7 protein-coding genes are annotated in these 14,457 nt (G+C 67.9%); 3 read left to right on the forward strand and 4 right to left on the reverse strand.

Annotation, left to right across the window (positions count from 1 at the left end):
• Positions 1 to 16 precede the first annotated feature (16 nt).
• Complete coding sequence (locus tag AB0878_RS47990) at positions 17 to 1,387, reverse strand: MFS transporter (protein WP_366590039.1); 1,371 nt, start codon at positions 1,385 to 1,387, stop codon at positions 17 to 19.
• Positions 1,388 to 1,901: 514 nt separating this feature from the next.
• On the opposite strand from AB0878_RS47990, the gene AB0878_RS47995 reads away from it, so the two are divergent.
• Positions 1,902 to 3,215 carry an ROK family transcriptional regulator gene (locus tag AB0878_RS47995; protein ID WP_366590041.1) on the forward strand — a complete coding sequence of 438 codons (1,314 nt, stop codon included), beginning with the start codon at positions 1,902 to 1,904 and terminating at the stop codon, positions 3,213 to 3,215.
• A 143-nt stretch (positions 3,216 to 3,358) separates the two neighbouring features.
• Here AB0878_RS47995 and AB0878_RS48000 read toward each other — a convergent pair whose 3' ends face one another.
• The 3 genes from AB0878_RS48000 to AB0878_RS48010 form a co-directional block, all read right to left on the reverse strand.
• On the reverse strand, positions 3,359 to 6,172 hold the full coding sequence (locus AB0878_RS48000) for a family 78 glycoside hydrolase catalytic domain (protein WP_366590043.1): 2,814 nt from the start codon (positions 6,170 to 6,172) through the stop codon (positions 3,359 to 3,361).
• A complete protein-coding gene (locus AB0878_RS48005) occupies positions 6,172 to 7,482 on the reverse strand; it encodes an MFS transporter (protein WP_366590045.1) in 1,311 nt (436 codons plus the stop codon). Before AB0878_RS48005 ends, AB0878_RS48000 begins: the two co-directional genes overlap by 1 nt.
• A gap of 162 nt (positions 7,483 to 7,644) precedes the next feature.
• Positions 7,645 to 8,682: a LacI family DNA-binding transcriptional regulator gene (locus AB0878_RS48010; protein WP_366590051.1), complete on the reverse strand. Its 1,038-nt coding sequence runs from the start codon at positions 8,680 to 8,682 to the stop codon at positions 7,645 to 7,647.
• Between the two features lie 308 nt (positions 8,683 to 8,990).
• Here AB0878_RS48010 and AB0878_RS48015 point away from each other — a divergent pair, with 308 nt between their 5' ends.
• Both AB0878_RS48015 and AB0878_RS48020 read left to right on the forward strand, forming a co-directional pair.
• Positions 8,991 to 11,207 carry an alpha-L-rhamnosidase C-terminal domain-containing protein gene (locus AB0878_RS48015; RefSeq protein WP_366590047.1) on the forward strand — a complete coding sequence of 739 codons (2,217 nt, stop codon included), beginning with the start codon at positions 8,991 to 8,993 and terminating at the stop codon, positions 11,205 to 11,207.
• A gap of 146 nt (positions 11,208 to 11,353) precedes the next feature.
• Positions 11,354 to 14,350 (forward strand): glycosyl hydrolase, encoded by a 2,997-nt coding sequence (locus AB0878_RS48020; RefSeq protein ID WP_366590049.1) that lies wholly within the window; start codon positions 11,354 to 11,356, stop codon positions 14,348 to 14,350.
• The last annotated feature ends 107 nt before the right edge of the window (positions 14,351 to 14,457 follow it).

The following is a 14,457-nucleotide window of genomic DNA, read 5'->3' on the forward strand; positions in this document are numbered from 1 at the left end:
TCGGTGGTGAAGTGCGCTACTTGTTCAACTGCGGCAGCGGCTCCCGCCGCGATCGCCGGGATCGGACGACGATCGGCATCAGCACGATCACGCCCCCGGCGACGAGCATCGCGCTGAGTACTACGGTGCCGACGGCGAAAGAACCGGTGGCGTCGCTGAACGCACCGAAGAGGTAGGGGCCGACGAAGCCGCCGAGGTTGCCGGTCGCGTTGACCATCGCCAGGCCGGTCGCCGCGGCGGCGCCGGACAGGTACAACGACGGGATCTGGAAGAACGCCCCGCTGATCGAGTTCAGACCGATCGTCGCCACGGTCAGGGCCACGATCACCAGCACCAGGTTGTGGGACACGACCACGTAGGCGAGGAGTCCGGCAGCTCCCACGAACAGCGGAACCGCGCTGTGCCAGCGTCGTTCGCCGGTCCGGTCGGAGTGCCAGGACCAGCAGACGGCGCCGATGAGCGCGATCGCGCTCGGGATCGCGGCGACCGACGCGACGTACAGACTCGAGTGCCCGCCGCCGGTGCTCTTGACGATTTCGGCGACGATCGTCGGCAGGAAGAACGTCAAGGCGTACGCACCGGCGCTCTTGAAGAACCAGACGACCGAGAGGAGCGAGAGCCGGACGTCGAGCAACATCCGCCACGGTTTCGGGTGCTTCTCGGTCGTCGACGCCTCCGCCTCGATCATCGTCTTCAGCGTGGTTTGCTCCTCGGCGGTCAGCCATCTGGCCTGCTCCGGACGGTCCGACAGCGCTTTCAGAAGCACAAAGCCCAAGATGACCGACAATGCTCCTTCGACGACGAAGAGCACTCGCCAGTCCTCGAGCCCGAACGCACCGTGCGGAAGGAACGTGAGGATGCCGCCCGAGAGCGGGTTTCCGATGAGGCTGCCCAGCAGGCCGCCGAGACCGGTGAAGAGGGTGACCATCTTCCCTCGATCGCGGCTGGGGAACCACAGCGTGAAGTAGTAGATCACGCCGGGAGCGAGCCCGGCCTCCGCGAAACCCAGCAGCGCGCGCCACACGTAGAGGCTGGTGGGCCCCTGGGCCGCCGCGGTCAGTGCCGCCAGGATGCCCCAGGTGATCGTGATGCGCGCGAGCCATCTGCGCGCTCCGAAACGCACCAGTGCGAGGTTGCTGGGCACTTCCGCCAGGAAGTACCCGATAAAGAAGACTCCGGAGGCGATACCGAACGCCGTCTCGGTGAGCCCGAGCGAGCGGTTCATCGACAACGCCGCCACGCTCAGGTTCGATCTTTCGAGGTTGCACAGGAAGTACGCGATACCGACAATCGGGATGATGCGGAAGGCGGCCTTGCGTACGACGCGAGCCTGAGCCGCTTGGTCGACGGGGATGTGGCCGGAGTGTTCGGGGGGACCTGCAGGCACGGTGACGGCTCCTTTGCCTTTTCACTCAGTGCTACCGGGTGGGGAGTCGAGAACCCCGGCGGTGAAACCGCGCGCTCGGCGACCGAGCCCGGTACGGCGAGCGCGCCGATCGAGCGATGGGGATGGTCGCCGGGGTTCCCGGACACGCACCGGCGACCGTGGATACGGCCGCCGGCAGCGTGACGGTCCCGGGCGATGGCCCGGGATCTCGTCGTCGTGGTCAAGTTCGGCCCGGTTCGGGCCCTTTGCTCAGACCGATCACGGCACCGACGCCGAGTCGGACGGAGGGCATGCGCCGCACCCGAGGAGCCACGGCGTGGACCGAGGTGCCGGTTTCCCCGTACCTCGCGGCCGTCGTCCCGCCGGAAGTGGAGTCGGCGGAAGGATCACGACGGGACATCATGTCTCCTCGGCTGCTGCGGTGCGCTTCGGCCCTGCAGGGAACCTTATGTCCCTGAGGGGCATAACACAACCCTTGGAGCCATAACGGCGGTCGTGGACTACGATCGTCAGTGTGTGGTCGCCGAACGACAGCGTGTTTCCCGTGCTCAGTGCCCTTCGCTCGAGCTCGGCGCTGACGCGCGCCGAACTGGCGCAGCGCACCGGATTGACGCGAAAAGTGGTTGTACAGCGGGTCGATGAGCTCATCGCCTGCGGGTTGGTCGAAGCAGGCGAGCTGGTCCGGTCGACTGGAGGGCGAGCGCCCAGGGAAGTCCGGTTCCGATCGCGGGGCGGTGCCGTGCTGGTCGCGGAGGTGGCAGCCACCAGTGTCACAGCCGGTCTCGCCGATCTCGGGGGCACTGTGCTGCGCGAGATCTCGGCGCCGCTGGATCCGACAGCCGGCCCGGAGCTCACACTCGAACGGGTTGAAGCCCTCTTCGACGACTTGGTCTCGACCGGGCAGCACGACGATCCGCCGGTGCGGGGCATCGGAATCGGCGTGCCAGGCCCGGTGGCGACGGACACAGCGCGCCCTATCGGGGCACTGTTCGGGCCGGGGTGGCCCGACTACCCGGTCCGAGAGCGGCTGGCGCGCCGCTACGACGTGCCGACCTGGGTCGACAACGAGGTCAACACTATGGCGCTCGGCGAGGTGCGTGCAGGCCGCGGACAGGGGCTCGACGACGTCCTGTTCATCAAGATCGGCACCGGCATCGGCGGTGCCGTGATCTCTTCGGGCAGCTTGGTGCGCGGCTCCCGCGGCTTCGCCGGCGAGCTCGGGCACGTGATCGTGTCGGACGACGACACTGCCCGGTATTGCTGGTGCGGCCAGGCCGGCTGCCTCACCCAGATCGCCGGCGCCCGCGCGATCGCCCGTCGTGCAGAGCAGGCGGCCGAGGCGGGGCGCAGTCCGATCCTCGCGGCCATCCTCGCCGAGGTGGGCAGCATCAGCCCTCGGAAGGTCTTCGCTGCGGCCGAGGCGGGCGACTCCACGAGTATCGAGCTGCTGACGATCGCAGGAGAGTCGCTCGGCCAGGTGGCCTCGACCCTCGTGTGCGCACTCAACCCGGCCGCGATCCTGATCGGCGGTGGCGTGGTCGGCGAGTCGGACCCGCTCATGACCGCGTTCGCCGCGACCGTCCGGCGTCGCTCACTGCCCGGCGCCGTTGCGGAGCTGGATATCAGGGAAGCGGCGCTGGGCAACTCCGCCGGCCTGATCGGTGCGGCCCACCTGGTCGTCGACGAGCTGCTGTCGCCGCGCCGATTGGCGCTGTGGAGCGACCGCGGCACCACCGTCGGCCTGGCGGACGTCATTCACCGCGGCATCGAGTTAGGCGGCGAAACCACGCCCGTCCCGCAGGTCCGGGTCCTGTCGCAGTCCGGTTGAGCCGCTCGCGTAGCCGAGGCAGCGTGCCCGCCGGGTCATGGTCAGCCGGCCCGCTCAAGGTGGAGCAAATCCCGCCGCGGGAACACGCCCCTCCCGGCCGCCGCAGCGGTCGAGAAGGGCGGTCTACTCCTACGGCCGCGCCGCTACTTCAGCTCTCCTGTGGGCAGCGCGACCAGCGCCTTCTCGATCGCGTCGACCACGTCGAGCGGTGTGTGGCTGAGTGGGTCGCGCAACGACCGCCCCGGGGTCCACCTCGTCGTCCGCCGGAAGGCGGCAGCCCGATCCGGGTCGATCGCGCTGATCGCGCCGAGCACCGCGCGGTAGGCCTCGGGGTCATCGACGATGGTGGCCAGGTCGCTGTCGAGGTCCAGGCCGGCGCGGGTTTGGCCGGGCCGGGGATACCGCTCGGTCCAGGAGTGCGTTCCGCTACCGACCTCGAATTCGGCGCCGGAGGGCAGCCGGACAAGTGCACGAGTATTGGCAGGCACCTCGATGTCGAACTGGATCAGGTCACCGTCCCGCCGCCACCCGGAAGACGTGCGGCCGTAGGGCGTCTCGTGCCAGGCCGAGGCGTCGTCCAGGAAATCGAGCGGTGTCGGGGCGATGGCGATGCGCCGGTACCCCGGCTCCAACGGCGCCAAGCCGGCAACCACGCGGTGCAGCCAGTCCGCGACGGCGCCGAGTGCGTAGTGGTTGAAGGAGGTCATCTGACCCGGATTGATCGAGCCGTCCTCCAGCATCGAATCCCACCGCTCCCAGATGGTGGTGGCACCCATCGTCACCGGATAGAGCCAGGACGGGCTCTCCGTCTGCGCGAGCAGCCGCGCCGCGGTCTCCACGTGCCCGGTGGCGGTCAGCGCGTCGCAGATGATCGGGGTGCCGACGAACCCGGTCGCGATGTGGTAGCCGTACGCCCGCACCAGGTGGCGCAGCCGCTCCCCCATCGCGGCTTTCTGCTCGCCCTCCACGAGACCGAATGCGATTGCGACCGCGTAGGCGGTCGGCGCGTCGGACATCATGCGCCCGGCTGCCGTGGTGTAAGCGTCGCGGAACGCGGCGCCGATGCGCTTGGCCAGTGTTCCGTAGCGGTCGGCGTCCTCGGAGAAGCCGAGCCCGGCCGCGGCCTTCGCGGTGAGATCGGCCGAGCGGAAGTAGTAGGCCGTGGCGACCAGTCCGGGGTCCGTCTTGGCTCGACCGGGCTGGTCCGGTGGGGCGTCCGGGTCGAGCCAGTCGCCAAACTGGACACCGCGTTCCCACAAGGGACTTCCACCGGTGCGTGCGGTGACCGTGTCCACCCAGGACTTCATGGCTTCGAAGGAAGCGGACAGTGCATCGCGGTCGCCGAAGCGTTCATCGAGGACCGTCGGCACCACGGTGATCGCGTCGCCCCACGCGGCGATGGGCTCCAGCTGGCCCGGCACCTGCGGGATCACCGCGGGAACCACCATGGGAACCACACCATCGGCTGCCTTTTGTTCCAGGCGTACGTCCTCCAGCCAGGACTGCAGAAACGCATTGCAGTCGAAGAGGAACGCTGCCGTCGGTGCGAAGACCTGGATGTCTCCGGTCCACCCGAGCCGCTCGTCGCGCTGGGGGCAGTCGGTCGGGATCGAGAGGAAGTTGCCGCGCATCCCCCACACGACGTTCTCGTGGAGCCGGTTCAGCAGGGCGTGCGAAGTCGAGAAACCGCCGGAGCGCGGCATGTCCGTGTGGACCACCGCGGCTGAGATCGCGGACGGCGAGAATTCGCCCGGCCAGTCGTGGATCTCGACGTACCGAAATCCGTGGAACGTCCACCGCGGCTCCCACGTTTCTTCGCCTTCGCCGCTGAGCGTGTAGTGGTCGGTGGCGGCGGCGTTGCGGAGTGGCCGCGTTCCGAGCTCACCGTGCTCGAGCACCTCCGCGTGGCGCAACGTGATGGTGTGCCCGCGCGGGCCCGAGACGGTGAGCCGGACCCAGCCCACGAGGTTCTGACCGAAGTCGAGCACGGTGTTGCCGGCCGGCGTGGTGATGACCTGCTCCACCGCCCTGCGCTCGATCACGCGTACCGGCGGGCTTGTTCGTGGTTCGGGCTGCACGTCCGGAACCCCAACCAACGCCACAGGGCTCCATGTGTCAGCGTCGGCGACGCCCGAGCTGGCCCAATCCGAGTCGTGCAGCCGCGCGTCGTACGTCTCGCCCTGGTAGATGCTCGCCTCGACGACAGGACCTAACGACCACCGCCAGCTTTCGTCGGTGAGCACGGTTTCCGTGGTGCCGTCGTCGTACTGGATCATCAGCTGCGCGGCGGCAGCCGGACTGCCCTCGTAGAACCGCCGTGCGCGGTCGCGGAAACCGAACGCCTCGGTGTACCAGCCGCCGGCCAACTCGATCCCCATCGTGTTCATGCCCGGCCGCAGCTGCGCGGTCACGTCGGTGGTGTCGAAGAGAAGCCGCCACTGGTAGCTCGTCCAGCCCGGCTTCAGCACCGCGTCGTCGACTGCGACGCCGTTCAGCCGGACGTCGTAAGCGCCGAAGGCCGTGGCGTAAAGGAACGCTCGCCGGACCGGTCCACGGACTTCGAACGTCGCGCGCAGCAGGTGAGGTTCGTCCGAACCGGACCCGATGAAACGGGCCCGCCATTCCGAAGGAGCCAGGAAGCCCGCCGTCACCTCGGTCGGTCCGCTCCACGGCGACACCGATCCGTCGACTCCGCGCACCCGTACCCGTACGCTGGCTGCTTCGCGTGGCTGCAGCGGGGCGAACGCCCACTCGACGGACACCGATTCGACCCCCTCGAGCGTGGCCGTCGTTCGCGCGTCGCCGACGGTGAGTTCGACCTCAGCGCTCGCTTGAGCCCAGTTGTCCGTGCCGGCCACTGTCGTCCATGACAGCCGCGGGGTCGCGGTCGAGGTGAACGGTTCGGCGGACGAGCCGACGCGGGGAGCGTTGACAGTGACGGTTGCGTCACTGGTCATCAAAGGGCCTCCTTGGCCGTGAGAGCGGTGGTCCTGGGTGATGCCGTGTCCGCATTGCGGGTGCCGGCACGCAGCCGCCGGATGATGACCGTTCCGATGAGGCCGGACACGAGCGCGAAGACCGCGAGCCCGTAGTACAGGCCGGCCGGGCTCCACGCGATCAGCGCGGGGGTGACGAGAGCGAATGCTGCCGCGATGAACCGTGCGATCGCGATGGTGAAGCCTTGCACGGTCGCGCGAGCGTTGACCGGGAAGGACTCCTGGGTCCAGATCTTGTACAGCGCTTCGCCGACGAACGGGAAGGCGATGTTGTAGAGCACCAGCGCCGCGATCATCGCCGGCAGCACGACTCCGCCCGTCACCGCGATGATCAGCTGACACGCGATGAAGACCGCGACGCCGACGGCGAAGAACCGGCTGCGCCACTTGGTGTCCGCGATGCGGGTGAACACGATCGTGCCGATCAGGCCGATGATGGTGGTGCCGAACGACAGTCCTGTCGCGACAGTCTGGGTGGTACCGCCGACGGTGACGAGAAAGTACGTCTTGAACGAGCCGAAGGTGTTGGCCACCAAGGTGAAGAACAGGTAGAAGAGGGCCGTCAGCGCGATCAGCAGGAGCGAGGTCCGGTCACGCAACAGAACCGAGACCGGCACCGCCTTGTCGGGATCGACGCCGGCCGACGTGTAGCGAGCCTGCGCTTCTTCCTCCAACCGACGGAAGGGCCGATAGAAGGCGCGGAACACGAACGTGCCCACGGCCAGCACCGCGAGGATGCCGAAAATCAGGCTGATGCCCGGAACACCCAGACCAGACACCGCGAAGCCGAGCAGCGTCGCGACCACGACGCCAATCGTCCACATCACGTGGGTGAACGCGACGAGCCGGCCTTGGGTCCCTTCGGGGATCCGCTCGGTGAGCACCGCGAGCGAGGTCGGCAGGTCGGCACCCGCCGCGATTCCCAGCACGATCACACCGGTCACGAGGACGGATGAGTTGGGGGCCACAGCGATCGTCACCGCGGCGGCGGCGTAGAGCAGGATCGTGAGGGAGAACATCCGCCCTCGCCCCACCAGGTCGGCCAGGCGCCCACCCGTCAGCGAGCCGACCGCGATGAACAGCGTCAGGGCCGAGCCCAGCACCCCGACGGTCCACACGTCGAGGTCGAAAGCCTTCTTCCACAGCGCCAGGCCCAAGCCCACCGAGATGATCGCACCCGAGTCCAGGAGCGACGCCATCCCGGCGGCGACGGCGAGCATCCAGTGTCTGCGGTCCGGCCTGGCACTCCCGGTGTCGGTGTTCACGGCCATGAGGTCTCCTTCTTCGTCGAAGCAGCACGCCCCTTGGTAATACGTTTTACCTCGGTTGCGGGTGGCATCACACCACATGCACTCCTAGGACCGTCAAGACTGCATCCGGTAATCAGTAAAACGATTTAATAAACCGGCAGGTGCAGCCCTACGTGACGTGGGTCACTCCCTTACGGTCGACGCTCGGACGACCAGTTCCGGAGAGAACTCGAGCTGCGGACGTGGCAAGTTCACTCCATCCGGGCCGTCCGCGGAACTCATGGCATCGATTTCGGAGAACAGCAAGTCCGCGGCCGCGGTCCCCAGCTCCGCCTGGGGCGTCCTGATCGTCGTCAACGGCACGATCGTCGACCGAGCGAACTCGATGTCGTCGTAGCCGACCACCGCGATGTCATCGGGGACGCTGACAATCCTCGACGCGGCGAGCGCCTGGACGACCCCGATGGCCAGGAGATCGTTGGCGCAGAACAGAGCGTCGGGACGGTCAGCGGGCGATCGCCTCACGAGCGCGTCAGCACAGGCGATCCCGGCCTCGACCGAACGCTCAGGCACTGGGATCACTTCGATCGTCACACCCGGCGAGGAATTCACCGCGCTCAGCGCACCATTGAGGCGATCGGACAACTGCCGCAACTCGAGGGACGACGAGACGAACCCGATGCGCCTGCACCCCCGCTCGATCAGGTGCGTCGCGGCCAGCCGTCCGCCCTCGACGTGGTCGATCGACACGGAAGCCTGCGCAGGCGACTCGGCGCGTCGCGCACTCAGCACGCTGGCGATACCGAAGGAACGCATGCGCGCGAGCTCGGCCTCCACGTTGCCGACCGGGGCGATGATCACCCCGCTCACCTGCTGTTTCGCGAACAGCTGCAGGTAGCTCAGTTCCCTCTGCTCGGAGCCGGTGTCGTTGGCCATCAGCATGTACATGCCCTCAGCCGAGACCCGTTGTTCGATCGCCGCGGCGATCTCCGGTGTCGTGGCCCCGGCAAGCTCGAACGCGATGTAGCCGATGACGGGGCTGACCCCCATCCGCAGCGTGCGTGCAGCGTCGTTCGGGACGAAACCCAGAGCGTCAACGGCCTGGCGGATGCGCTGCCGGGTGCCGTCGGAAAGCTTCCGCGGCTTGTGGAAGTAGTTCGACACGGATGCCGGGGAGACCTTCGCCAGGTCTGCGACGTCGCGAATGGTGACCCTGTTCAGCCGACTGTTCCTCTCCCCGCTCCAACGCTCAAGCCCATGTTAGTGCAGGTGCGGGTTGCGCCACGCGCCGTGTGACCAGCTGAGGAGGATCCCGCCGCGTCCGGATCCGGACAAATCCTTGCTCCACCTCCGAAGCGTCCCCAAGCTTTCTCCTTGTCGTCGCCCCCACCGGGGCGCGGCCCGTCTCCATCGGACCTCCACTCAACGGGGAGAAAGAGGCAATTGAATTGAAACGATTCATACAGGCCAGAGCACAGGACAGGGCACCGTCGAGAGCGTCGTCCGTCAGCCGTTGGGCAGCCGTCTGCGTGCTTACCGCAGTCACTCCGGCACTCGTCGCTACCCCGGGTACGGCGTTCGCGTCCGGCCCGCACGGCGCCGACATCCCGGGCCTGAACACGTCAGCCTGGAAGTCGTACGTACTCGGTCCGTCAACGCCCGACGTCCAGCCGGTCGGAGCCGAAGGCCGCGGTGACGTCGACCACCCGCAGTCCGTGCTGAAGGCGCACGGACCCGCGACGACGCTCACCACCGAGGCGGGCGGCGCGCCGGCGTCGATCCTGCTCGACTTCGGCAAGGAGGTCGGCGGTACGCCGTACCTCGACCTCACGAAGGTCACCGGCTCCCCCACCCTGACCCTGGTCACCTCGGAGGCGCGGCAGTACATCCGCACGCCCGCGGCGACGACCGTGTCCACGGCGGCGGCAGGCGGAGCCACCCAGGTCACGCTGGCCTCGGCGGCGAACCTCGAAGTCGGTAACACCATCACGTTCACCGCCACCGGCGGCAAGCCCGTCGCCCGCACCATCACGGCCTTCGACAGCACGGCGCGGACCGTGACCGTGAAACCCGCGCTGCCGGCGGATGTCGCCGTGGGCACCGGCGTCTCGACCTCCCCCGGCGCACCGAGCTCGGACGAGTCGCGTGGCCTCGCCGGTGTCGGTGGCCCGGACACCTTCCAGCCCGTCGGCGCGGGACGCCTCACCGGCGGGTTCCACGGCGGCTTCAGGTTCGCCCTGCTCACCGTCTCCTCCCCGGGCAGCGTCAGCCTCTCCTCGCTCGGGGTGAACTTCCAGGCGTTCCGCGCGACGCCCGCCGACTACCAGGGCTGGTTCCTCTCGAGCGACGACCAGCTCAACCGGATGTGGTACTCCGGCGCCTACACGTTGCAGATGAACATGAAGGCGCCGGGCCTCAACAGCTTGCCCGACGCCCGCATCTACGACGGCGCCAAGCGCGACCGCAGCGTGTGGACCGGTGACCTGCTCGTCCAGATCCCCACCCTGCTCACGAGCCTGGGCAACGCCGGGGCGCCGTACGTGAAATCGTCACTCGACACGCTGCTGGCCACCCAGCGCGCGGACGGCGCGTTCCCCGGCTCACCGGACTTCTCGAAGCGCACCTCCCCTGCGGGTTCGCCTCTGTTCTACTCGAACAACTACTCCGGGTACGGCGCTCGCGCGTTCATCGACTACTACCGCTACACCGGGGACAAGGCCTACGTCACGGCGGCGCTTCCCGCACTGCGCAAGGAACTTGCGTACAACGACACGTTCCTCACCGCCGACAACCTCGTGGTCTCCAACGACCGCGACTACTGGCAGGCAAGCCAGACCGGCGAAGTCACCAAGTACAGCATCGACTACTACATCCTCCTGAAGGAGATGGCGTGGCTCGAACGCGCCGTCGGTTCGGCCTCCCTGGCCGACGCCGACGACGCGAAGGCGGACGCCATCAAGGCCGCGGTCATGGGCAAGCTGTGGAACCCGGCCCTCGGCGCCTACGGCCAGAGCAGCACCAAGCCCGACGTCCTCGTCGAGGACGCCAATGCACTGGCGCTGCAGTACGGCTTCGTCCCCGCCGGCAAGGAAGCCGGTGTCCTCAACGCCATGAAGACCTTGTGGACGCCGTACGGCGCCATCATGGGCCCTGGCCTGCAGGACCCGACCGGGCACACCATCGAGCCGTTCGCCAACGGCATGGAGACGGCCGGTCGGTTCGCCGCCGGTGACACCGCCGGTGCACTGGACCTCATGCGGCGGACGTGGGGGCCGATGATCGACAAAGAGAACCCCCTCTACACTGGCGCCTTTTGGGAGTTCAAGAACAGCACCGGTGGCGTCAACCGCGCGACGGCCAGCCTCGCGCACGGGTGGGCCGCGTCGCCTTCGGTGCAGCTCACCGAGCAGCTCCTCGGCGTGACCGCCGTGAGTGCCGGCTACCAGTCCTGGAGCATCGCCCCGCGCCCAGGGACGGTCCGCTGGGCGAGCGGTGCCGTGCCGACCGCCTACGGGACCATCAAGACCGAGTGGACCTCCGACCCGAAGTCCGGCCGGTTCACGCTCACCGCGCAGACCCCCGCGCACACCACCGGCACCATCACGGTTCCGGTCGGCCGCAATTCGGTGATTACCGTCAACGGCCGCGCTGCCCAGGAACTCGGCTCGCGGGCGAAGACGTCCGCCGGTTCCGTGGTCCTGACCGTTCCTGGTGGCACATACCAGATCACGGTGACGCAGCGCTGATCAACTTCTTTCCGGGCGGGCCGTTGTGGAGTGCGATCTCCGCAGCGGCCCGCTCTACGCCGAAATCACTGCACCAATGGAGGTGTGAAGTGTTCGCAAAACCCCCGAAAAGAACATCGTCGTTGCTGACCGTTTGCGTGTCGGCGGTGACCGCTGCCGCGCTGGTCGCTCTCGCGCCGACGGGAACCGCCCAGTCGGACCTGCGCAGCACAGCACAGGTGGCTACTGAGCTCACGCAGGGAACCGACGGGTTGCAGCCGCTGGCGGGCGGGCTCTCCCCCGCTCAGTTCGCGCACCCGGACACGCGGTTCAAGCCGGCGATGCGCTGGTGGTGGCAAAAGCCGCTGGATGACACCGAAGCCCTGCGCGAGCTACAAGTGATCGCCGACGCCGGCTTCGGCGAAGTCGAGATCGCGTTCTCTTCCGGCGCCTGGGCCACCGACGAACAGCGGACGATCCTCGGCCACGTGCTGGACAAGGCCGCGCAGCTGGGCATCAAGGTGTCGATGACCATGGGTGCTGCCTGGCCGGTGCAGACGCCGGGCACCGGCGCCGGCAGTGGGTTCGCGTCGCAGGAACTGCAGTACGGCCGGGCTCACGTCACGGGCGGGGAGAGTTTCTCCGGTCCGGTGCCGCCGGCGATCGACGCCGCGCAGCAGACCCAACCCGCCAAGCTGGTCGCGGTCACTGCGGCTCGTGTCGTGTCCGCCGGGTCCGACGTCACGACGCCCGGCCAGCCTCCGGCGAAGTCGACGGTGCTGGATCCCCAGTCGCTGACCGACCTCACTGCACAGGTGAAAAACGGCGCCCTCACCTGGAAGGCCCCCTCTTCGGGCGACTGGCAGCTGTTCGCTTTCTGGTCGCGGGAGAACAAGGGCAACTACACGAACCCCTTCGACGCCGACGCTTCGCGCAAGGCGACCCAGGACCTCGACCAGATCCAGATCGGCAAGGACAACGCGCCGAAGCTGAAGAAGGCCGGGGCGGACCTGTTCGAGGACTCGCTTGAACTCCACGCCACTTCCATCTTCTGGACTCCGAAGATGGAAAGCGAGTTCCGCGGCCGCCGCGGCTACGACATGGCCAAGTTCCTGCCGCTGATGTTCGTGCAGGGCATGTCGGACTTCCCGGTCCCGCCGAAGGAACCGACGCCGGACTTCTCGCTGAGCGACGGCTCGGCGAGCAAGGTCCGTCACGACTACTACGAGACGCTCACCGACCTGTACACCGCCGATCACCTCAAGGTGTTCCAGGACTGGGCGAAGCAGTATGGCATGCAGTACAAGGCCCAGGCCGCGTACCTGCAGGACCTCGAGCCGATCCGCAGCTTCCGCTCGTTGCAGAGCTTCGGGGGCAGGTCGGAGACCGAGTCGCTCGATGCAGGCGAGAACCTGCCGATCTCGCCCGACGACCCCGCTTGGCGGAACTCGCTGGCGTTCCAGCAGACGATCGCCTCCGGCGTGCACCAGGCGGGTGGTGATCTGCTGAGCGTGGAACTGGGCGCTTTCTTCAAACCCGCGTACAGCATGAACCTCGACGACTACCGCGATCTGATGGGCAAGGAGTGGGCGGCGGGTGTGTCGCAGCCGTTCATCCACGGCTTCGCCCTCCAGGCTCCCGACGCCGCGTGGCCGGGCACAACGCGGTTCAACGAGTCGGTCACCGACAGCTGGAACGACAAGAACTTTCCCCAGTGGTCGAGCTGGTCGGCGTTGAACAACTACTTCGCGCGCGGCACCAGCGTTCTCGAGACCGGAACGGCGAAGACCGACGTCGCGGTCTACAGCGACTCCTTCCTGTCGCCGCGCGGGCACCAGTCGCCGTTCGACGCACAGCGGCTCGAAGAACAGGGCTTCTCCGTCGAGTACCTCGACCCGCAAGGCCTGGCCCAAGATGCCCGGCCGGATCACGGTGAGCTGTTCGGCGGCACCAGCGGCTACCGGGCGCTGGTGATCGATCAGCGGTCGATCACCCACGACGCGTCGGCCGCGATCCTGCGGGCCGCGAAGGCGGGCGTCCGCGTGGTGTTCGTGGGTGCGCTCCCCGACCACGACACCACGTACACCAGCGGCGCCAAGGGCGACGCGGAGGTCAAGAACAACGTCGCCGCGACGCTGAGGCTGCCATCGGCGACGAAGGTGGCGACCCAGAACGACGTCGCCGGCGCGCTGACGCGACTCAAGCTCGCCCCGCGGGTCGCCTCGGGCGGTACCCAGATCCTCTCGCAGTGGCGCGAGGTCAAGGGCGGCGCGTACGTCTACCTCTACAACCCGTCCGACCACCCGGTCACGTTCACCCCGTCGTTCGGCGTCCAGGGTGTGCCGGCGGAGATGAACCTCTGGGACGGGTCGATCTCGCCGATCGCCCAGTACGCCAACGGCGGCGGACGCACCAGCGTTCCGGTGACCCTGCAGGGCGGTCAGGCCGAAGTCGTGGCGATCAACACGAACGCCAAGCCGGCGGTTCACGTCACGGGAAGCCTGCCCGAGGACGGGTATTTCCTGGTGAGCAACGGGAAGATCGTGTTCCGGGCGACCGAATCCGGCGGGCAGACCTTCCAGCTGTCCAACGGCCGCAAGACCGACGTCAACGCCGTCGTGCGCACGGACGACGACAAGCCGCTGCCCGGCATCCCGTCCAGCCGGCCCTCCACCATCGACCAGTGGAGCACGTGGGGGCTGACCGTGAAAACGGTGACCCCGACCGGCGGCGCGACGGTGTCGATTCCCAGCGGGCTCGGTGATTCGCAGTTCCAGCAGTTCAAGCTCAAGGACTGGCGCGACATCACCCAGCTGAACGGCGAATCCGGTGTGGGCACCTACAGCGCCACCACCACGCTGCCCGACGGCTGGCACGCCAACCCCGCGGAAGGCGTGCAGCTGAACCTCGGCCACGTCGACGGAACCGCCGACATCACGGTCAACGGACAGCTCGTCGGCACGCAGATCACCGACGGCCGGAAGTGGGACATCACCCGCTGGCTGCACCCCGGCACCAACACCGTCCAGATCGCAGTGCAGACGACGCTGCGCAACGCGGTGTCGAAGTACAACAAGAAGTCGACGGCCAGCCAGCCCTACGGGCTTCGCGGGCCGGTGACGCTCACGCCCTACCAGGATTACGTCGTGTACAACGGCAAGTAGCCCACGAAACAGAAGCGGGGGCGGGGGCATTAAGAGGCCCCCCCACAGGTCGGTGGGGTGGTCGAGGCACCCCGAGTGGACCCCCGCCTCCCAGTAGTGGTCCACAG

The sequence above is a fragment of the Amycolatopsis sp. NPDC047767 genome (assembly GCF_040704195.1).
Classification (GTDB): Bacteria; Actinomycetota; Actinomycetes; order Mycobacteriales; family Pseudonocardiaceae; genus Amycolatopsis.

Coding starts and splice junctions, on each gene's coding strand:
- AB0878_RS48000 (WP_366590043.1), bottom strand. CDS start 6,172: ATGACCAGTGACGCAACCGTCACTGTCAACGCTCCCCGCGTCGGCTCG.
- AB0878_RS48005 (WP_366590045.1), bottom strand. CDS start 7,482: ATGGCCGTGAACACCGACACCGGGAGTGCCAGGCCGGACCGCAGACAC.